The sequence below is a fragment of the Fusobacterium varium genome (assembly GCA_021531615.1).
GTDB lineage: Bacteria > Fusobacteriota > Fusobacteriia > Fusobacteriales > Fusobacteriaceae > Fusobacterium_A > Fusobacterium_A varium_C.
This window is the reverse complement of record JADYUE010000022.1, coordinates 16,724-38,369: the sequence shown is the minus strand read 5'-3', so window position 1 is coordinate 38,369 and position 21,646 is coordinate 16,724. Positions and strand designations below refer to the sequence as shown.

The following is a 21,646-nucleotide window of genomic DNA, read 5'->3' as shown; positions in this document are numbered from 1 at the left end:
TGATATTTACACCAATTTATTGTTTGTTGATTTTATCATCTTTCTCTATTCTGTTGCTAATGTCCTTTTTACTTTTTCTTTTGTGTTCCGCTTTCCTGCGGCACATCAGTTATAATATCACAGAAACTATTTTTCGTCAACATCTTTTTTTATTTTTTTAGAATATTTTTTCTATTTTATCAACTAACCTTTGATTTTATTAAGTTTAATATAGTAAAAAATATTCTATCTTTTTATTTTAACAAATCAATACTATAAATAAATTTTTTAAAAAATCTATAACTTATTAGAATTTTAATTATAATTTTTTTATAAATCTTTATATTTTTCTTTTCATAAATTAGCAAAAAAGGGAACTCAAAATTTGAATTCCCTTCTTTAAAATTATTTAATAACTATTTTTCTAATCTTTTATTTAAAATTTCAGCTTCTTTTTCATATCCTTTTTTACCTAATAGAGCAAACATATTAGCTTTATATGATTCAACTCCTGGTTGGTTAAATGGATTTACTCCAAGTAGGTATCCACTGATTCCACATGCTTTTTCAAAGAAGTAGAATAGATATCCTAAGTTAAATGGAGTAGCTGAAGGAATTGTAACTGTAAGATTTGGAACTCCACCATCAACGTGAGCTAATAGTGTTCCTTGAGCTGCTTTTTTATTTACAAAATCCATTCCTTTTCCAGCAAGATAGTTTAATCCATCAAGATCTGCTGCTTCCTCTTCAATTATAACATCAGCTTCAGGTTCTCCTATAAGTACTGCTGTTTCAAACATTACTCTTCTTCCATCTTGAATATATTGTCCCATTGAGTGAAGATCAGTACTGAAGTCTGCTGCTGCTGGGAATAATCCTTTTCCATCTTTTCCTTCTGATTCTCCAAATAGTTGTTTCCACCATTCTCCTAAATAATGTAATCTAGGCTCATAGTTAATTAACATCTCAATCTCTTTACCTTTTCTGTTTAAAATATTTCTAATAGCTGCATATTTATAGCAGTCATTTTCTGCATATGAAGCTGAGTAATCATTTTGAGCTGCTCTTGCTCCTTCCATAAGTTCATCTATATTTACACCACTACAAGCTATTGGTAAAAGTCCTACTGGAGTAAGAACTGAAAATCTTCCACCAACATCATCAGGAATAACAAAAGTTTCGTACCCTTCTTCATCAGCTAATTTTTTTAATGCTCCTCTAGATTTATCAGTTGTTGCATAGATTCTTCCTTTTGCTGCATCTTTTCCATATTTTTCTTCTATATGTTTTTTTAATACTCTAAAAGCAATAGCTGGTTCAGTTGTTGTTCCTGATTTAGAAATAACATTAATTGAATAATCTTTTCCTTCTAATACATCTAAAAGATGTTTTAAATATGTACTTGAAATATTATTTCCTACATAGTAAATTTCAGGTGCTTTTCTTTGTTCTTTAGTTAAGCTATTATAGAATGTATGAGATAAGAAATCTATAGCAGCTCTTGCTCCTAAATATGATCCTCCAATTCCAATTACAACAAGTACATCTGAATCATTTTTAATTTTTTCTGCTGCTTTTTTAATTCTTTCAAACTCATCTTTATCATAGTTTGTAGGTAGTTCTATCCAACCTAGATAATCATTTCCAGCTCCATTTTTTTCATTTAAAAACTTTTCTGCTACTGCAACTTGTTCCTTCATCATTTCTAGTTCTGCTTCACTAAAAAATTCTAGTGCCTTTGAATAATCAAATACTAATTTTTCCATTATAAATTCCCTCCCTGATTTTTTTATAAATAAAAATATTAGATTTTTTCCTCTAATTTTTCTACTCTTTTCAAAAGTTGATCTATAATTTTTTCATTTTCGTCTATTCTTTTTCTCAAAAGTTCAACAGTTTCATTAATATTCTCAATTTTAGCATTATATGTTTTTGTATCAAATCCTATCTTATTAAGCTCCTTCGAAAATTCAAGTATCAAAGCTTGAAGTATATCTAAATCTTCCTTATTAGCTTTTTCTAAATCTATAGTATTTAAAACTTGGGAAAGACTATAAGCAAAATCATATCTTGCTAGAGGCTCATTTCCATTAAATTTATAGGTATTTTCTTTTATTATACCTCTATTAACAAGATTCTCTATAGAAGAATATGCCCAGTGTTCCTTACTTACATCTTCATAGTTTAATTGAGAATAAGATAAGTTAAAACTTATAAAAACTCCTATTAATATAACTTTAAAAATCTTTATTTTATTCACCTCTTTTGCAACTATATTTTCTGCCAAACTCTTTTCATTAGTATACCACAATGAAAAATTTGTATCAATGAAAACATGATTTTTATTTGATTTTTAATAAAAAACCTTTTTTTCTTGGTTATATGTATATGAACAAAAATAAAAGCTAATAATTTATAAATTAATTTTTTTATTGACAAACTAATTTTTTTTTGATACCATAATCATGTTGTTGGGCTGTCGCCAAGCGGTAAGGCAACGGACTTTGACTCCGTCATGCGCTGGTTCGAATCCAGCCAGCCCAGCCACTTAATTGAGATTGAAACTGTCTGAAAAGACAGTTTTTTTATTTTTTGTAACTTTTTCTCTATGGTATAATAAAATATATCTTAGATATTATATGAGGTGAGTTTTATGGATATAATAAAAAAAAGAAATATATTATTAGGAGAACAAGTAATCAAAAATTTAAAATCTAGAAATATAGATGCCTATTTTGCTCAAAATAAAGAGAAAGCTCTAAAAAAAGCTTTAGAAATTATCCCTCAAGAAAGTTCTGTTAGTTGGGGTGGATCAATTTCAATAGAAAGTATCGGATTAAAAGAGGCTGTTAGAAAGGGAAATTATAAAGTTTTAGATAGAGAAAAAGCTACTACTTTAGAAGAAAAACATAAAATTATGCATCAAGCTCTATCTAGTGATTTTTTCTTAACAAGTTGTAATGCTATATCTGAAGATGGAATCCTTGTAAATATTGATGGTGTTGCCAATAGATTAGCAGCTATCTGCTATGGACCTAAATATGTTTTAATGATAGTTGGAATAAATAAAGTTGTTAAAAGTGTAGAAGATGCTATATCTCGTGCTAGAAATATAGCTGCCCCTATCAATGCTCAAAGATTTGACATTGACACTCCTTGTAAAAAAACAGGTTGTTGCTATGATTGTAAATCCCCAGACACTATATGTTGCCAACTACTTATCACTCGTTATAGCAAAATAAAAGGTAGAATTATTCTTATTTTAGTAGATGATAATATAGGATATTAAAAATAAAAAACTGGTAAATCTTAAAATCTACCAGTTTTTTTATATGTATATGCACAATAATATTTTCTCTAATTATATCTCTTTTTCTATAATTTTTGTCCTATCTCTTTTAACTCTCTCATCAATCCAACTTGCTTTTCAACATCTCCTATCAATCCAGCTGAGATAGGTTTATATACTGCAAACTCCCAACCTAAATACTCACATATACAATCAAATTGCCCTTTTATCAATTTATATTGCTCTCCTGATAATTCATCTGCACCAACTGCCACTACACCAATTTTCTTTTTAAGTTGTGGTAAAGTAGAGTTTTTCATATAGATTCTATCTATTAAAGCTTTAGTTTGAGAAGAGATTCCCCACCAATAAACTGGAGATCCAAATATTACCATATCAGCTTCAACTATTTTTTCAACTAATCCTACTGCATCATCTTTTATTACACAAACTCCAGTTCTTTTACAACCATCACAACCTAAACAACCAGCTATTTTAAAATCTGTAATATCTATAAATTCAGCACTATTATTATTTAGATCTATTCCTTTTTCTATCTGTTTTAAAGCTGTTCTAGTATTCCCTTTTTTTCTTGCACTTCCATTTAAAATCAAAATTTTCATCTATTTACTCCTTTTATAAAAATCACAAAATAACCTGAAGTATTCCTTCAGGTTATCTTTAAAATTATTTATTATCTTATCTCTTATTCAGCTTTTGGTTCTTCAGCTACTTCTTCAGAAAAATCCATTTCATTATATTTAGCTATAACTGAATCTGTTATCTCTTTTCTTAATTCAGGTGTGATAGGATGAGCTATATCTTTATACTCTCCATCAGGCATTTTTCTCGATGGCATAGCAACAAACATTCCTTTTTGACCATCTATTATTTTTAGACCGTGAATAACAAAACATTCATCAAAAGTAACATCAGCATAAGCCTTTAATTTTAATTCGTTCTCGTTTTTCACTGCTCTTAGTCTAACATCTGTAATTTTCATATTAATGCACCTTCCCTGTTTTTAGTATTATCTATAAAGAACTGCAAAGATAGACTTCACAGCTATTTAAGTACTCTTTTATTCTTGTAACAGCTTCTTCTGATTCTTCTTGAGTAACAAAAGTATAGTATGCACTTCCACTTCCTGACATAAAAAATTTCATATTTAATTCTGCCAATTTTTTTCTAAATTTAATTATATTTTCATCTTCTAATAACAATCCTTGCTCTAGATGATTTTCTATATTATCTTCAACTATATCCACTCTATTATCTTTTAATCCAAATATGATTTTATCAATATTTGCATCTCTTTTATTATTGAGCATAGACATATTTTTATAAGCTTTTCCTGTTGAAACTCCAAATTGTGGCTTTATTAAAATTATAGAATTTTTTAAATTATTCTCTATAATCTCAATATCCTCCCCTATTCCTCTAACTCTTGCAGATTTATTAATCAAGAAAAATGGAATATCAGCTCCAACACTTTTCCCTATCTCAATCAATCTTTCTTGTGAGAAAAAATTTCCATGAAACTCATTTAAAAGTTTTAATAAAAATGCTCCATTTGAGCTTCCCCCTCCAAGTCCAGCTTGATGAGGTATAATTTTTTCAAGATACAAAGATATTTTTCTTTTAGAAAGTCCACTTTCACTATAAAATTTATCATAGATTTTCCATAAAATATTATCTTCATTTACAGGAATATCTGCTTTATTTGTTTTTATTTCAAGAGTTCCTGAAATATCTTCTATTTCACCAGTTATTCTATCACTTAAACTAATTGGTACCATAATCATATCCAAAAGATGATACCCATTAGGAAGAACTCCAATTACATTCAGACCTATATTTATTTTTCCATTAGAATTTAACGAAAATTTCACTAAAAAATATCCTCCTCACTATCTATATCAATTTCTATTCCTCTACTTTCTAAAACTTTTATCAAGTCAGAAGTTTTCTCCTTAGCTACATTTCCAGTAGGTACTTCCATTATCTCAAACTTAAAGTACTTATTAAAATATTCTAACTCTAAAATTTGTCCTACTTTTACTTCTGTTCCAGCCTTAGCTACCTTTCCATTTAGCTTAGCTTTTCCACCATCTACAACTATCTTTGCAATAGGTCTTCTCTTAATTATTCTACTAACCTTTAAAAATTTATCCAATCTCATGATTTAGACTACTCCTCCCGTCTTATTAACTATATATACTATATTTTTTTTATATGTCAACCCTGTTTTTAGCCTCATTCCAAAATTTTTCCATTTCCTCTAGAGAGGCTTTCTCTATATCACATCTCTCTTCTACATATCTAAACCTCTTATCAAACTTCTTTATAGTTTGCTCTAATGCATCAGTTGAATTAACTTTTAAAAATCTTGAAAGATTAACTATAGCAAATAAAAGATCCCCTAACTCCTCTTTTGTATTTTCTGAATCTTTTTTCTCCATAGCCTCTTTTAATTCTCCAAGTTCCTCTTCAACTTTTCCAATTACATCAGCTATATTATCCCAATCAAATCCAACTTTTGCTGCTTTCTTCTGAATTTTTTCAGCCTTTGCTAAAGCTGGTAAATATATAGGTACTCCATCTAATGCTGATTTTCTATTTTCATGTTCCTTTTCACTTTTCTTAATCTCTTCCCAATTAACTAAAACTTCATCTGAAGTTATTCCACTATCTTTCTCTTTAAAAACATGGGGATGTCTCCTAATCATCTTCTCATTTATTCCTCTAGCTACATCTTCAATATTGAATTTTCCTTCATCTTCACAGATATCAGCTTGAAAAACAACATTCATCAAAAGATCTCCAAGTTCCCCTTTTAATTCATCTCCACCTTTGTCCATAGCCTCTAAAACTTCACAAGTTTCCTCCATCAAACAAGGTTTTAAAGTCTCAAGAGTTTGTTCTCTATCCCAAGGACAACCTCCTTCACCTCTCAAAATCTTTATTATTTCCACAAGTCTATCAAATTCTTTCATTATATCACTCCCTCATATTCATTAAAAAATCCCATAATACTACCCTTATATCTTATAGCTTCCTCTCTTGGTAAGTATTGGAGTTTTCCTGTTGACATCATCTCTGTTATCTTCTCAACATTTACACACTCTCTATTAAATTTAATAAAGAATCCATCTTTTTCCTCTCTTAATATTTCAACTCCTAAATCTCTTGCTTTTAATTTTACATTTAGATAATAAAAGAAATTTTTTACCTCTTTAGGCATCTCACCAAATCTATCTCTAACTTCTTCAATTAACTCATCTAACTCATCTTTATCTTTTAGTTCTGCTGCTTTTCTATAAATTTTTAATTTTTCCTCTTTTTCTATATAATCATCTGGAATAAAGGCATCTATACTTAATTTTATCTCAAGATTTATATCCTCTATTCTTTTTTCTCCTTTTAATCTAGCAATCTCTTCATTTAGCATCTTAATATAAAGATTATATCCAAATGTTTCTAAAGCTCCATGTTGTTTCTCTCCTAAAATTTCTCCAGCTCCTCTAATTCTCATATCTTCAAGAGAAAGTTGTAATCCACCACCACTATCTCCTAAATTTTTAATAGATTCCTCTCTCTCTTTAGATTTTTTACTTTGAGCCTCTTTAGTTAAAAGATAACAATATCCCTTTCTATTTCCTCTTCCAATTCTACCTCTCAATTGATAGATTTGAGAGAGTCCCAATCTATCTGCTCCCTCTATTATCATTGTATTGGCATTTTCTATATCTATACCATTCTCTATTATTGTAGTTGAAACTAAAATATCTATATCACCATTTTCAAACTCTTTTATCTTATTTTTTATCTCTTTTGGAGTCATTTGTCCATGAATAAAATCAAGTTTCAGATAGTTTGGAAGAATTTTTCTTAATTCATCTGTTTTTTTAGCTATATTTTTTACAGAGTTAAAGATATAAAATACCTGCCCCTCTCTAGCTATCTCTTCCATTATAATATCTTTTAATTTTTTATTATCCTTTTCAATAAAAATTATTTCAATAGGTTTTCTTCCCTCTGGTGGAGTATCAATTACTGATAGATCTCTTATTCCTAATAGTGACAAATTCAATGTTCTAGGTATAGGTGTTGCTGTTAAAGTTATCATATCTATTCTATTTTTTATCTTCTTTAATTGTTCCTTAGCCTTAACACCAAATTTTTGTTCCTCATCTATTATCACTAATCCTAAATCCTTGAATTTTACATCTGAAGATAAAATTCTATGAGTTCCAATAACTATATCCACAGTTCCTGCCTCAATTCTATTTAATACTTCTTTTTGCTCTTTACCTGTTTTCAATCTACTTAACAGTTCAATAGTTATTGGATAGTTTTTAAACCTTTCACTAAATCTTTCAAAATGTTGTTGAGCTAAAACTGTTGTAGGCACCATCAAAGCTACCTGTTTTCCATCAACTGAGGCTTTAAAAGCTGCTCTAATAGCTATCTCTGTCTTTCCATATCCCACATCTCCACAGATAACTCTATCCATCACTCTCTCAGATTCCATATCATGTTTTACATCCTCAATAGCTTTTAACTGAGAAGGGGTTTCTCTATATGGAAAACTTTCTTCAAACTCCTCTTGCCAAACTGTATCATGAGAGAATTTATATCCCTTTTCATATGCTCTTCTTGCTTGAATCTCAATTATCTCTTTAGCAAAAATTAACATCTCCTCTTGTAATTTCTCTCTTTTTCTTTTAAATCCTCGCCTACCTAATTGATAGATCTCTGGAACTACACCATCAGTTGAGATATATCTTTCAATTTTATTAATCCCTTCAACTGGAACAAAAAGTTTATCTTCATCAGCATATTTTATTTTGAGATAATCTTGTCCATCTATTGTTTCAATTCCTAAATAGATTCCAACTCCATAATTTTCATGGATTATATAATCATTCTCTCTTATTTGAGAAACATCTTTATACCTTAATTTTATCTTCTCTTTTGTCCCTCTTTTAACTTTTATTCCCTTTAACTCTCTATCAGTTAACACAAGATAATTTTCATCTCTATACCCCTCATAATGTGGATAGTGTTGAAACTCTATTGGATACCCTTTAAATATCTCTTGATATCTTTTACTCTCCTCTGAAATTACTAAGATTTTCTCTTTTTTGCTTAATTTTTTTATATTTTCATAATCTTCAAATTTTTTTATCTCATCTTCACTAAATCTTTTTAAAGTCAGTTCCTCACCAATTATATCCAATTGAGAAAATCTTTCTCTTAATTTTTCTTCTCTCTCTCTATCTCTTAAAATTATCTCCTCTAACTTATATTGAAGAATCTCTCTATTTTCAAAAATTATCCTATTTTCAGATAAATTTATAAGTTTATAAAAATCTATCTGAGAATTTTTATTATTATTCATATACATATCAATTCTATCTAAAGACTCAATACTTTTCTGTGTTTCTATATCAAAATAAGTTATTCTCTCAACACTGTCTCCAAAAAATTCTACTCTTACAGGGTAATCTCCATTCTTTGGAAAGATATCTAATATATCCCCTCTAAGACTATATTGCATTCTTTTTTCTAGCATATATGTTTTTTCATATCTATTTTTTATAAGAATATCCTGAACTTTTTTTAAAGATATATCTCTGTCTTTTTGAAAAACTATTTTTTCTCCCTCAAGATAGTAATCTCTTAAAAACCCTTCTAAAGAGATTAAAATAATATGTTTTTCTTTAGATTTTAAAAGCTCTAATAAATCATAATTTATTTTCTCAATCTCATCTCTATCAGAACTACTCTCTATTTTTAAAATCTCTCCATCATAAAAATCATCAAGAGTATTATAATAATCCTCAATATTTTTATTAGAAGAACATAAATAAACTATATTTCTTTCTAATTCTTTTAAATAAAAAGGTATCTTTCCCCTATACTCACTTAACATCTATTTCCCACCTCTTCTATATTCTACCTTTTATTTTAAACTTTTCCTAGTAAAAAATATATTAAAAATATATAGATTTTAAGATATAGATATTTATATAATTTTAAATTTTTTTAATTTATCAAAAATATATCTTTACAAATATAAAAAAAAATAATATAATCATTGAAAAATAAATATTTTTTTTATACAAAATGAAAAAATAATTTTATTTATATAGGGGGAGTATATATGAAAAAAAGATTATTTGGTTTAGCTACTGCAATTTTACTATCAGTTTCAAGTTTTAACCTTTTGGCTTCTGATTTAGTTGTTGTACAAAACTCTGATGCTAAAAGTTTAGACCCTCAAGTTTCAAATGATGTGCCTACTCATAGAGTTACTTTAAATATCTATGATAGACTTATTGAAAAAGATAAAGATATGAATCTTGTTCCAGGACTTGCTGAAAGTTGGAAACAGATAGATCCACTTACTCTTGAACTAAAATTAAGAAAAAATGTTAAATTCCATAATGGAGAACCTTTTTCTGCTAAAGATGTTGTTTTTAGTTTAAATAGAGCTAAGGAAGCTCCAAGTTTAATCGCCTATTTTTCTGATATAGATAAGGTTGAAGCAGTTGATGATTATACTGTTAGAATTACAACTAAAAAACCTTATGGACCTCTAGTAAATTACCTAGCCCACATTGGAGCAGGAATTATGAATGAGAAAGCTGTAAAAGAGAGAGGAGCTGACTATGGACAACATCCAGTAGGAACAGGACCATTTGTATTCCAATCTTGGACTTCTGGAGATAAAATAGTTTTAAAAGCTAATCCTGATTATTATAAAGGAAAAGCTGCCTCAGATACTCTTACTTTTAAGGTTGTTCCTGAAGGAACTAATAGAACTATTGCACTTGAAACTGGTGAAGCAGATATAGCTTATGATGTAGATCCAATAGATGTTGAAATGGTAAAGAGCAATCCAAATCTTAAATTAGCTCAAAACTCTGCTATGAGTGTTACTTATCTTGGATTTAACACTAAAAAATCTCCTTTTGATAAAAAAGAGGTTAGACAAGCTATAGCATATGCTACTAATGTTGATGATATCATTGGAGCAGTTTTCTTAGGAGCAGCTAAAAAAGCTAATTCTCCTGTATCACCTTATGTTTTTGGATACAATAAAGATGCAAAATTATATACTCAAAATATAGAAAAAGCTAAAGAACTTCTTGCTCAAGCTGGATATCCAAATGGATTTAAAGCTAAAATTTGGACTAATGATAAGAGTGTAAGAAAAGATACTGCTGTTATTCTTCAAGATCAACTTAAACAAATTGGAATAGATGTTCAAATTGAAATTCTTGAATGGGGTTCTTACCTTGATAGAGTTGCTAATGGAGAACATGAGATGTTTATTCTTGGATGGTCTTCTAGTGCTGACTCTGACTCTGCTCTTTATGCTCTATTCCACTCTAAAAACCTTGGTGGAGCAGGAAATAGAACTTTCTATGAAAATAAAAGAGTTGATGAATTATTAGATAAAGCTAGAGAAAGTACAGTTCCAGCTGACAGAATTGAATACTATAAAGAACTTCAAAATATACTTCAAGAAGATCTACCATTCTTTACTTTAATCTATCCTGATGATATTACAGGAATGCAAAAAAATGTTGAAGGATTTGTGCCTCATCCTGAAAGTACTCATATCCTTTATCAAGTTTATAAAAAATAATATGTATATGACAAAAAATAAAATTCTAGGAGCTGCTATTTTAGCAGCTTCTTTTTTATTTAAACTTATGTATACGACAAAAAATAAAACCTTATTTTTGATTATATACATATCAACTTTTATATACTTTTTGTAATTACCTACTCTTTTATCTATATTCTAAACCAATATTTAAAAATCAAAATTCTATCCCAATATCAACTAAAGCCGTAATTCACTAAAGAACATTAGAATCTCTCAGCGAAATGCAGTTAAGAAAATGCAACGTGTTTGAAACGAAGTTGAGTTTTGCATTTTCAACGAAATGAGCCTAGAGATTCTTTATTCTCTAGTATGAAGGCTAGTTGATATTAAAAATATAAGTTTTGAAAATTGATCTTTAAAAGATAACCTAGTACTATGAAAATTAAACTTTAAAACTAATTAGAAAAAAATAGTTATTAATGTTCATATACACATTAATAACTATCTTAATTATTATTTTAGATATCCTATTAAAAGAGCTATATCATTTCCTGTAACACCACTAATTCTTGAAGCTTCTCCAATAGATAAAGGTTTTATCTCTTCCATTCCACTTCTAGCTATATTTGAAATTCCTCTAACTTGTGAAAAATCAAAATCTACTGGAATTTTCATCTCTTCTAACTCTTTAAATCTTTTTATTTGTTCATTTTCTCTCTCTATAAAGATCTCATATTTTATCATTGTTTCTATTTGATTCTTTATAAATTCAGGATAATCTTCTATCTCAACAATAGCTTTTAAACTATCATAAGTAACCTCTTTTATCTTTAAAAGATCTCCAATTTTTACCCCTTTAGTTAGTTTTTGATTTGATCCTAAAGATTCTAGTAAAGCATTAGCTTGTACCATTGGCACACTAATTTCTTTTAATCTAGCTATTTCACTATTAACTGTTTCAATAGCTTTTTCTAAATAATCAATTCTCTCTTTAGATAAGATTCCTATCTCTTTAGCCTTTTTAAATAGTCTCATAAAGGCATTGTCAAATCTTAGAGTAAGTCTATACTCAGATCTTGATGGAAGTACTCTATAAGGCTCTGGTGTCTTTTTATGGATAATATCATCAATCAATACCCCTATATATCCTTCACTTCTATCAATAATAACAGGCTCTTTATTATCAACTTTTCTTGCAGCATTAACCCCTGCTATAAATCCTTGACAAGCAGCCTCTTCATAACCTGAAGTTCCATTTATTTGCCCAGCAAAGAATAATCCCTCTATCTTTTTACTCTCTAAGCTTGGATAAAGTTGTGAAGCTGGAGCATAATCATATTCAACAGCATATCCATATCTCATTACCCTTGCATTTTCAAGCCCTGCTATTGTTCTCATCATAGCCTCTTGAGCAAAAGGTGGCATAGCTGTTGTAAGTCCATTTACATAAACTTCTTCTGAATCAGCTGATTCCAATTCTAAAAATATTTGATGATTTGTTTTATCTGGGAAGTTTATAACCTTTCTATCTAGAGATGGACAATGTCTAGGTCCATGAGTTTTAATAATTCCACTTACTATTGGAGAGTATTGTAACATCTCTTTAGCTACTTCAATTGTCTTTTCTGTAGTGTAAGTAAGCCAAGTAGGAACTGTGTTATTTCTCTCTTTTTCAGTAAAAATTGAGAAGTATCTAGGGTGTTCCTCTCCTCTTAACTCTTTCATCTTGCTAAAATCTATACTTCTTCTATCAAGTCTTGGTGGAGTTGCAGTTTGGTATCTCTCAATAGTAATTCCATGTTCTCTCAAGCTATCAGATAGTTTCTCTGCTGAATTTTCTCCCTGTCTACCTGCTGAATAAGCAACATCTCCAATAACTATCTTCCCTTTTAAGAAAGTTCCTGTTGCTAAAACTACTGTATCAGCATAATATTCTATTCCAAGTCTTGTTATAATCCCTTTTACTTTCCCATCTTCAACTATTATTTCATCTACACAATCTTGTATCAATTCAAGATTATCAGTATGTTCTAAAAGTTTTCTCATCTCTGTTCTATATAGATATTTATCTGCTTGTCCTCTTGTAATTCTTGCTGCTGGACCTTTACTTTCATTTAGATGTTTCAATTGAAGATTAAATCTATCTGTATGTCTTCCCATCTCTCCACCAAGAATATCCATCTCAGCTACTAAGTTGCTTTTTCCAGGTCCTCCAATAGAAGGATTACATGACATCATTGCTATTGTATCTAAATAAAGAGTAAACATAGCTGTTTTCTTTCCTAATCTAGCTGCTGCTAAACTAGCTTCAACACCTCCATGCCCACCTCCTACAACTATAACTTCATATTTTTTCATTCTTTATCCTCCAAATTTCAATATTTAAAAGCAAGAAAAGAGTGACCCACAAAATGAATCACTCTTATTTTTTATTTTCCTACACAGAAGTTACTAAATATATGATCTAATAGATCTTCACTAGATATCTCTCCAGTTACCTCTGACAATGAATCTAAAGCCCCTTTAATATCCACAGCCATAAGATCCATAGGAAGTCCACTCTCTATTGTTTCAAATATATTCTCAATAGATTGTTTAGTTTTCTCTAATGCTGATTTATGTCTTACATTTGTAATTGTTATCTTTTGAGAACTATCTTCAATATTTTCATCAATAATATGACGATAGATCTCCTCTTCCATCTCATCTATTCCTTGATTTTTTATAGCTGAAATCTCTAACCATTTACTTATCTTAGTTAAAGGTGATAGGTCAATATCCTCTTTAATATCTATCTTATTCAAGATTCCAATAACCTTTTCAGCTTTTATTGCTTCATGTATCTTCATATCCTCTTCATCTAAAGGTCTTGAACCATCAACAACGAAAAGAATAAGATCTGCACTTTCAATCAATTTCTTAGATTTCTCAACACCTATATTTTCTACTAAATCATCTGTTTTTCTAATTCCAGCAGTATCAACTAATACCAAAGGAATCCCTTTAAGATTTACAACCTCTTCAATTACATCTCTAGTTGTTCCAGCTACATGAGTAACTATAGCTCTCTCTTCCTTTAAAACAGAATTCAGTATACTAGATTTACCAACATTTGGCTTACCTACTATAGCTGTTTTTATTCCCTCTTTTATCATCTTACCTTTGTCGTAAGATCTTATTAATCTATCTGTTGTATCCAATACCTCTTGAAGATTTTCCACTAAATGCTCTGGTAAAGGATCATCAATTCCCTCTTCTGGATAATCTAAAACAACATTGATATGTGCTGCAACATCTAAAACTAACTTTTTAAGATGCTCTATTTGCTCTTTTAGATCTCCTCTCAATTGATTTAAAGATAGAGAAACTGACTTTTCTGTCTTTCCATGTATCAAATCAATTACAGCTTCAGCTTGTGTTAAATCTATTCTTCCATTTAAAAATGCTCTTCTAGTAAATTCTCCAATTTCAGCAATTCTTGCTCCATTTTTTAAAACTACTTCAAGCACCTTCTCAGTTATTACAAAACCTCCATGGCAATTTATCTCTACAATGTCCTCTCTTGTATAAGTATTAGGAGCTTTCATAATAGATACTAGTACTTCATCCACTAAAGTCTTACCATCAAAAATATGACCATAGTTAATACTATAATTTCTTAGTCCTTTTATAGCTTTTCCAGACTTAGGTTTAAATATTTTTTCAAGTATATCTAGTGCATTATTCCCAGATATTCTTACTATTCCAATTCCACCTTCTCCACGAGGTGTAGAGATAGCCGCTATTGTATCAAAAAGCATGGCTCCTCCTTATTTTTTTCTTTTAATAACGATGTATCTTTTAGGATCTCTTCCTTCACTAAAAGTGTCTAATTCAGGATATTTATTTACAATCTCATGAATAACTTTTCTTTCTCTTGGTGGCATAGGGTTTAGTCTAACAGCTTTATTAGATTTTAAAGCTTTTTCTGCCATTTTCTTTCCAAGTTCTCTTAAAGTCTCATTTCTCTTCTCTTTAAATCCCTCAACATCAACTTCTATTCTATAATCTTTCAATAGAGAATTTAAAAGGTATTCAAAACTATTCAGAGTTTTTCCTTTTTTTCCAATTATTATTCCGTTATCTTCTCCATAAAGATTTACTAAATAAGTTCTTTCATGGATTTTATTTACATCTACTCTTAAATTTAATCCAATATACTCTAATAGCTCTTTAGCTTTAGCTTCTACAACCTTTGAATTATCTATTGATTCAACTACTGGTTGCTCTTTCTTATGCTCTGTATGAGTTTTCTCTTTATGATTTTCTCTATGTTCCTTAATCTCTCTCTTTTTAGGAACTTCTCTCTTCTCTTCAACTTGAGTATGTTGAACTTTTTCCTCTTCTTTTTTTACGATCTCTTTTGAAATCTCTATCTCATAAATTCCCTCTTTTTCAAATAGCCCAAAGATAAATGAACGACTTTTTTGTTTTTCAACTACTTTAACTATTTGATCTGGAGTTGCCTCCATTCTCTTTAAAGCCCTAGTTATAGCTTGTTCTTTGCTCATAGCTTTGATTTCTATAACATTACTCATTTTAATTAATCTCCTTTTTTCATAATTAGATATTGTTGGATAACTCCAGCTAAACTTGATGTTAGCCAATAGATTTGTAATCCAGCAGGCATTTTATAAGAGATAAATACCATCATAATAGGGAACATGTACATCATATTCTTCATTTGAGGGTTGTCTGATGATCCCATTACCTTTTGTTGAACAAAAGAAACAACTCCATTTAAAACAGGAAGAATATAATAAGGATCTGGTTTTACAAGATCCATCCATAAAAACATCTCTTGAGGAACGATATCCCCTCTTAAAACTCCAAATAATGCCCATAAAATAGGAAGTTGAATAAGTAGTGGTAAACATCCTCCAGCAGGGTTAACTTTATGTTTTTGATATAACTCCATTGTTTTTTGTTGTTGCATTTTAGGATCATTTTTATATTGCTCTTTTATTTTTTCCATTTCAGGTTGTAATTTTTTCATATTCTTCATAGACTTATCTTGTTTTAAAGTAAGTGGAAGAAGAATAATTTTTATTATAATAGTAGCTCCAATTATAGCAATTCCAAAGTTTCCTGTTACCTTATAAACCATTAATAGTAATGTTTCAATAGCAGTTTTTAACAAACCATAAATATAACTCATTTATCCTCCTGAATATTTTTATTTTTTTTAGGGACTGGATCAAATCCTCCAGGATGCCAAGGATGACATTTTAATATCCTTTTTATACCTAAAAATCCCCCTTTTAAGACTCCAAATCTCTCAATAGCTTCATATGTGTATGCCGAACATGTGGGAATAAACCTGCAGTTTTTTCCCAAAAATATTGATATATACTTTTGATAAAATCTAATTAATAAAAGTATAATTTTTTTCATAGTTTATTTTCCTTGATTTTTGAAAAGCTTATTATGATTCATAACTTTTAAAAGATCTTTTTCTATATCTTGATATTTTAAAGTTTTAACTTTTTCTCCAGCATTTCTTTTTGCCACAAATATTATATCATAATTATCTTTTATTTGCTCTTCATATTTACGATAATATTCCCTGAATAGTCTTTTCAATCTATTCCTACAAACAGCATTTCCAGTTTTCTTACTTACAACAAAACCGCATCTTTTTAAGTTTTGATCATTCTTTTTAAAAAAAATAAGAGAGTAATAACCAAAACTTTTTCTTCCCGAATTATAGATTAGTTGAAACTCTCTGTCTTTTTTTAAATTATTCATAGTTATAAAACTCCCAACAATTTTGAATTATTTTTTACAATACTATTTCTTGTAAAAACCCGGTGATTTAAAACACCGGGTTCTATGCTGATAATTGTTGTCTACCTCTAGCTCTTCTTCTTTTTAAAACTTTTCTACCGTTTTTAGTAGCCATTCTAGCTCTGAACCCATGATCTTTCTTTCTTTTTGCTTTATTAGGTTGGTATGTTCTTTTCATTTTTTCACCTCCAAAAAAATTCTATATTTCAGATAGTAATTTTAAAGGAAAATTCTTATTTTGTCAAGTAATTATTGGAAAATTTAATAAAATTCTATAAATTTTATATTATTTTAATTTTATTATTTATATTAATATACATATTTTTTATTTATCTTTTAGTTATTTTATAATAAAATTTATGTTTTGGAATTAAATAATTTTTATATTATAATTTATTTCAACTTTATTTTAGTTTAAGGATAAGTTTTATAAAAAATTGAGTTTTGTTAGTTTGAAAAGTTATTTTTATAAGAGATAAGAAAAGCATAAAGCTGTAGTTGTTTTTTTGTTTAATGTTTAATGTAAAGACTAAGTTAAAATTTTAACATAAAACTAACCCTTGATTTTATTAGATATTCTTGCAAAAAAAACTTTAATTTTATTATTATTCATATACATAAATTTAATTCAAGTATTTTGGGCCTTTTAAAAAAGTATATATTCACAACTTCTTTAATATAGCCACTTTAAGAAAAGTAAAAAATATTACTATTCATATACATAAGCGAAAATATAGTATTTATAAGGATTAGTAAAAAATATTAATGTATATATACATTTTAAGCCTTTATTTTATTTGATTTTTATGATAAAATAAAAATCCACAATGTATTATTGTCTATATACATTACAGTAGAATATAATATAAATTCAATAAAATCAAGGATTCTTTAAAGAAATAATTGAAATATTAAAAATGTTTTCTCTTATTTCAAAGATATAAAAACTTAGAAAAAGCTCATTAATATTGGATTTATAGAGAAATTGAATAAAAAAGTTAGATTAATTAAATTATTTTTGTTAGTATACATTTAAAAAGGTGTTTATTTTTGTTTATATACACATAATTTAGATAATATTATATTCTTTAAATCTTATAAAAGGAGAAAAAATATGAAGAAAGAGGAAAAGTTAGAAGATGATATTGATATATTAGATAGCTATCAAATCTCTCAAAGTGGATCTTTAGTAGAAGATATTAAAAATGTTGAAATTAAATTAAGTTCTGTTCCTGATATTGAAGTGAGAGAAGTTGTAATAAAAGAAACTGGAAACTTTTTAAATTTGAAAGAAAATGTGATAAATATCCCAGTAGAAATGATAGTTTTCCCATTTTTTACACCTCAAAAACAGAATAAAAGAGTTAACTTTCAATACTCCTTTGAAGATTTAGGAGTTACAATGTATTGTACCTTAGTTGCTAAAGATAATAGTGACAAGGTATTTCAACCTTCAACTTTTGAAGAGAAGATATATACATATCTGATTTCAATGTATGAGGTAAAAAGAGAGATTGATGATTCAGATGAGTATATAGAGTTTGAGATTTCAGATTTTATAGTTAGCTTTTTAGGTAATAAGATGAATAGAACTTATTACACAAAGGTTGAACAAGCCTTAAAAAATCTTAAAAATACTGAGTATCAATTTATTGTATCAAATCATACAAAGCTTGGAAAATATAAATTTGAAGATGAGGAGTTTAAACTTTTAACATATCAAAAATTGAAAAAGGGTAAAAAGATCTATTATAGGGTTACTCTAAATAAAAATATTAGACAAAAGATAAAGGATAAGAGATATATTAAGTATAATTCAAGATCACTTTTGGAGATATTGACAAAGGATCCAATAGCTGGAAGAATTTATAAGTATATTAGTAAAATTAGATATGAGAGCATGGATGGAAGGATAAATGTTCGTACACTTGCAGCTATAATACCCTTAAAAACAGAACAAATTACAGAAAGAAAAAATAAAAATGGAGAGGTTAAGCAGTATATTTTATGTAGATTAAAACAAGTTTTAAAAAGAATAGAAAAAGCTTTTGATGTACTTGTTGAGATGGGATATATTTTGAAGTATGATTCAGAGTATATCAAGGAAGAGGATAATTATTATATAAATTATGTCTTTAACAAGGATAAAGATGGAGAGTGTCACGTTTCATCATTTATTGAAAATAAGAGCAGTAAAAAAGTTTTAGCAATTCCTGTTGAAAGAAACCTTGAAATTGAAGAAGCTGAAGTAGTCGAGGTTATAAAAGAGGCTAAGAAAGTTACTAAAAATACTAAAAAATCTACTTCTAAAGCAAAAGATAATGTTGTTGAACTTCCAGATAGTGTTATAGAGAAGGTACAAAAAGCTAAGAGAAATATCTATGTTCAAAGAGCTTGGGATAAGAGAACAGATACTAAGATTAAAAAGATATTTAGAGAGGATGGAGAAGCATTAGCAATAGAGGTATTAAATATTCTATATAAGAATTTAAATGGAAATATAAAGACAACTTTAGTTCAATATATAAATGGGGTTTTAAAAAATATATCTTTAGATGAAAATGCAAATAATAAGCAAAATCTAACTTTATTTAATAATATAGTTAAAGAGAAGGGATTAAAGAGCAAGAAGAAGATAAATCAAGCTAGAAGAGGTGTAAAGAAGCCAGTAATAAACAGTATAAAGGATATTATTTCTGGAACAGATATTTCAAAAGATCTTATGACAGAGTTTAATGAGTATGATGAGTTTGAAAAACTAAAGATAGAAGAGCAAGCTTTAAAGCTTTGTTCACAAGAAGAGGGAATAGATGTTAATTTCCTACTTACAATGAAAGCAAAATCTAAAAATATCTATTTAAATACAATAAAAAGATATATTGAAAGAGTAATAAAAGAAGGATAAGAGAGAGTTTTTAACTCTCTTTTGTTTTATATAATTTTAAATTATTATTGTGCATATACATTTAGATTATATGATAAATATTATAAAAAACAATCCTCTATCAATCTTTTAAAAAATTTAAATTTATGGTATTATATATAGTGGCATTTTGTTGCCTGAAAATTTTTATAAGGAGGGAAAATATATGGAAGAGATAAAAATATCTACAGAGTTTATAAAGTTAGATCAATTTTTAAAGTGGACTGGAGTATGTGATACTGGAGTAGATGCAAAGTTTTTAATAATAGATGGAAATGTAAAAGTTAATGGAGAGGTAGAAACTAGAAGAGGAAAAAAACTTTATCCAGGAGATAAAGTAGAGGTAGAAGATAGAAGTTTTATCGTTAAGTAAGATTAAAGTCCTGAGGTGAAATATTTTGGAAATATTAGAAGTGAATTATGTCAATTTCAGAAATCTCCAAGATGGAAATACAAAAGTTTTTCCTAAATTAAATCTTTTTTTTGGAAAAAATGGACAGGGGAAAACAAGTTTATTAGAAGCTTTATATTTTGGAGCAACTGGAAAGAGCTTCAGGACAACAAAGAGCAGTGAAACAATGAAGTATGGAGCTAAAAGAACAGGGGTTTTTTTAATTTATAGAGATAATATTGGTGAAAAAACTCTTACAGTTAAGTTTAATGATGAGAATAAAAAAGAGTATAGTTATAATGGTAAAAAAGCTCCATATGATGAATTTTATGGCAAGTTAAACATAGTTACATATATTCCAGAGGATATTATTTTAATAACAGGTTCTCCCTCAGTTAGAAGAAGTTTTTTTGATGGCGAGATAGCTCAAACAAGTAGTGAATATTTTCAAGAGTTAAAAAATTTTAATAAGATATTAAAGATTAGAAATAAGTATTTAAAGGAAAAAAAATACAGAGAACCAGAGTTTTTAATCTATCAAGAGGAGTTTATTAAGTATGGTGCTAGGGTAATTGAGAAAAGATTGGAATATGTAAAGAAGATCTCAATTATTCTAAATCTAAATTATCGTAAACTCTTTGATGATAAAAAAGAGTTAAGTCTTCAATATCAATGTCACCTTGGAAATATAAAGAAAATGAGTTTAGAGGAAATAGAGAGTTGTTTAAGAAGAAGAATAGAGGAGAAGTTTCAGCAGGAGATCAGATATGGATTTTCTCTGTCAGGACCTCAGAAAGATGATTTTCTTTTCTTTTTAAATGGATATGAAGCTAAATCTACTGCTTCTCAAGGGGAGAAGAAATCTATTATATTTTCATTAAAATTATCAGAGATAGATATGGTAATTAGGGAGAAAAAAGAGAGCCCTGTGCTTATAATAGATGATATCTCTTCATATTTTGACTCAAATAGAAAAGAGAGTATATTGAACTATTTAGAAAAGAGAAATATACAGGTATTTATTAGTTCTACAGGAGATCTTGGAATTGATTCAAAAAACTTTCATGTGGAGAAAGGTGAAATAGTATATGATGGAATTAGCCAATGTAGGAATGATGATAGATAGTGCAATAGGCAAAAGTAGAAAGCTTAAAGAGGGAATTTTAAAAGCTAGGTGGCAGGAGATCTCAGGAAAGCTTTTTGAAAAAAGTAGCATTTTGTATATAAAGGAGAAAACTCTTTATATAGCAGTTGAAAATTCAGCTATACTTCATTTTATGCAAATGAAAAAAGGGGAGTATATAAAAAAAGTTAACTCTATTTTTAAGGAAAAAGTGATAGAGGATCTTTCTTTTTTTGTTTCAAGAATAGTTGTAGATCGGGAGTTATATGATATGTATATGGATAATAATAATTTATCTGAAGATGGATATTTTGAAGATGAGGATATAGATTTCAAACATCTTAACATTCAAGAAAAAATAGAACATCTAAAAAAATCAGCAGAGAGACGTGAAAGATACTTAATTGAAAAAGGGTATAAAAAGTGTAAAGAATGTGGAGCACTCTTTGTAGGTGAAGAGGAGCTATGTAAAATTTGTAGATTAAAAGTAA

20 protein-coding genes, 1 tRNA gene and 1 pseudogene are annotated in these 21,646 nt (G+C 28.3%); 7 read left to right on the top strand and 15 right to left on the bottom strand.

All coding sequences use genetic code 11. The features are described from left to right. Positions 1–395: 395 nt before the first annotated feature. Together I6E31_08030 and I6E31_08025 are read right to left on the bottom strand one after the other, a co-directional pair. Positions 396–1,745, bottom strand: coding sequence for a glucose-6-phosphate isomerase (locus I6E31_08030; protein ID MCF2639918.1), 1,350 nt, complete (start codon positions 1,743–1,745; stop codon positions 396–398). A 38-nt stretch (positions 1,746–1,783) separates the two neighbouring features. Beyond that, positions 1,784–2,194: an S-layer homology domain-containing protein gene (locus tag I6E31_08025; protein MCF2639917.1), complete on the bottom strand. Its 411-nt coding sequence runs from the start codon at positions 2,192–2,194 to the stop codon at positions 1,784–1,786. A 257-nt stretch (positions 2,195–2,451) separates the two neighbouring features. On the opposite strand from I6E31_08025, the gene I6E31_08020 reads away from it, so the two are divergent. Together I6E31_08020 and I6E31_08015 are read left to right on the top strand one after the other, a co-directional pair. Beyond that, positions 2,452–2,526, top strand: a tRNA-Gln gene (locus tag I6E31_08020). 106 nt (positions 2,527–2,632) lie between these two features. Further along, positions 2,633–3,268, top strand: coding sequence for a lactate utilization protein (locus I6E31_08015; GenBank protein MCF2639916.1), 636 nt, complete (start codon positions 2,633–2,635; stop codon positions 3,266–3,268). Positions 3,269–3,354: 86 nt separating this feature from the next. Here the strand turns inward: I6E31_08015 and I6E31_08010 are convergent, their stop codons facing one another. The 6 genes from I6E31_08010 to mfd form a co-directional block, all read right to left on the bottom strand. Then, complete coding sequence (locus tag I6E31_08010; GenBank protein MCF2639915.1) at positions 3,355–3,891, bottom strand: flavodoxin family protein; 537 nt, start codon at positions 3,889–3,891, stop codon at positions 3,355–3,357. 83 nt (positions 3,892–3,974) lie between these two features. Further along, entirely contained in the window at positions 3,975–4,271 is a 297-nt protein-coding gene (gene spoVG / locus I6E31_08005; protein ID MCF2639914.1) for a septation regulator SpoVG, read from the bottom strand. Positions 4,272–4,302: 31 nt separating this feature from the next. After that, a complete protein-coding gene (ispE, locus tag I6E31_08000; protein MCF2639913.1) occupies positions 4,303–5,160 on the bottom strand; it encodes a 4-(cytidine 5'-diphospho)-2-C-methyl-D-erythritol kinase in 858 nt (285 codons plus the stop codon). After that, the gene (locus tag I6E31_07995; GenBank protein ID MCF2639912.1) at positions 5,160–5,450 is read right to left on the bottom strand and encodes an RNA-binding S4 domain-containing protein; all 291 of its coding nucleotides are present in this window, start codon (positions 5,448–5,450) and stop codon (positions 5,160–5,162) included. The genes ispE and I6E31_07995 overlap by 1 nt, the downstream gene beginning before the upstream one ends. Before the next feature lie 49 nt (positions 5,451–5,499). Next, the gene (gene mazG, locus I6E31_07990) at positions 5,500–6,264 is read right to left on the bottom strand and encodes a nucleoside triphosphate pyrophosphohydrolase (GenBank protein ID MCF2639911.1); all 765 of its coding nucleotides are present in this window, start codon (positions 6,262–6,264) and stop codon (positions 5,500–5,502) included. After that, complete coding sequence (gene mfd / locus I6E31_07985) at positions 6,264–9,206, bottom strand: transcription-repair coupling factor (protein MCF2639910.1); 2,943 nt, start codon at positions 9,204–9,206, stop codon at positions 6,264–6,266. Before mfd ends, mazG begins: the two co-directional genes overlap by 1 nt. 231 nt (positions 9,207–9,437) lie before the next feature. On the opposite strand from mfd, the gene I6E31_07980 reads away from it, so the two are divergent. Further along, on the top strand, positions 9,438–10,928 hold the full coding sequence (locus I6E31_07980) for a glutathione ABC transporter substrate-binding protein (GenBank protein ID MCF2639909.1): 1,491 nt from the start codon (positions 9,438–9,440) through the stop codon (positions 10,926–10,928). Positions 10,929–11,405: 477 nt separating this feature from the next. On the opposite strand, the gene mnmG is transcribed toward I6E31_07980, so the two are convergent. The 7 genes from mnmG to rpmH form a co-directional block, all read right to left on the bottom strand. Continuing rightward, positions 11,406–13,250, bottom strand: a complete 1,845-nt coding sequence (mnmG, locus tag I6E31_07975; GenBank protein ID MCF2639908.1) for a tRNA uridine-5-carboxymethylaminomethyl(34) synthesis enzyme MnmG — start codon at positions 13,248–13,250, stop codon at positions 11,406–11,408. A 71-nt stretch (positions 13,251–13,321) separates the two neighbouring features. Then, entirely contained in the window at positions 13,322–14,692 is a 1,371-nt protein-coding gene (gene mnmE / locus I6E31_07970) for a tRNA uridine-5-carboxymethylaminomethyl(34) synthesis GTPase MnmE (protein MCF2639907.1), read from the bottom strand. Between the two features lie 9 nt (positions 14,693–14,701). Then, positions 14,702–15,469: a KH domain-containing protein gene (locus I6E31_07965; GenBank protein ID MCF2639906.1), complete on the bottom strand. Its 768-nt coding sequence runs from the start codon at positions 15,467–15,469 to the stop codon at positions 14,702–14,704. Positions 15,470–15,474: 5 nt separating this feature from the next. Then, positions 15,475–16,089 carry a membrane protein insertase YidC gene (locus I6E31_07960; protein ID MCF2639905.1) on the bottom strand — a complete coding sequence of 205 codons (615 nt, stop codon included), beginning with the start codon at positions 16,087–16,089 and terminating at the stop codon, positions 15,475–15,477. Then, positions 16,086–16,325 (bottom strand): membrane protein insertion efficiency factor YidD, encoded by a 240-nt coding sequence (yidD, locus tag I6E31_07955; protein ID MCF2639904.1) that lies wholly within the window; start codon positions 16,323–16,325, stop codon positions 16,086–16,088. Before yidD ends, I6E31_07960 begins: the two co-directional genes overlap by 4 nt. 3 nt (positions 16,326–16,328) lie before the next feature. After that, positions 16,329–16,679, bottom strand: a complete 351-nt coding sequence (gene rnpA / locus I6E31_07950; GenBank protein ID MCF2639903.1) for a ribonuclease P protein component — start codon at positions 16,677–16,679, stop codon at positions 16,329–16,331. A gap of 82 nt (positions 16,680–16,761) precedes the next feature. Further along, positions 16,762–16,896, bottom strand: coding sequence for a 50S ribosomal protein L34 (rpmH, locus tag I6E31_07945; protein MCF2639902.1), 135 nt, complete (start codon positions 16,894–16,896; stop codon positions 16,762–16,764). A 936-nt stretch (positions 16,897–17,832) separates the two neighbouring features. Here rpmH and I6E31_07940 point away from each other — a divergent pair. The 4 genes and pseudogenes from I6E31_07940 to I6E31_07925 all read left to right on the top strand — a co-directional run bounded on the left by I6E31_07940 (position 17,833) and on the right by I6E31_07925 (position 21,642). After that, entirely contained in the window at positions 17,833–19,623 is a 1,791-nt protein-coding gene (locus tag I6E31_07940) for a replication initiator protein A (GenBank protein MCF2639901.1), read from the top strand. A 184-nt stretch (positions 19,624–19,807) separates the two neighbouring features. Continuing rightward, positions 19,808–20,014: a S4 domain-containing protein YaaA gene (gene yaaA, locus I6E31_07935; GenBank protein MCF2639900.1), complete on the top strand. Its 207-nt coding sequence runs from the start codon at positions 19,808–19,810 to the stop codon at positions 20,012–20,014. A 25-nt stretch (positions 20,015–20,039) separates the two neighbouring features. Continuing rightward, positions 20,040–21,158 carry a DNA replication/repair protein RecF gene (locus I6E31_07930; protein ID MCF2639899.1) on the top strand — a complete coding sequence of 373 codons (1,119 nt, stop codon included), beginning with the start codon at positions 20,040–20,042 and terminating at the stop codon, positions 21,156–21,158. Then, positions 21,121–21,642, top strand: a pseudogene (locus tag I6E31_07925) (DUF721 domain-containing protein). Before I6E31_07930 ends, I6E31_07925 begins: the two are co-directional and overlap by 38 nt. Positions 21,643–21,646: the final 4 nt, after the last annotated feature.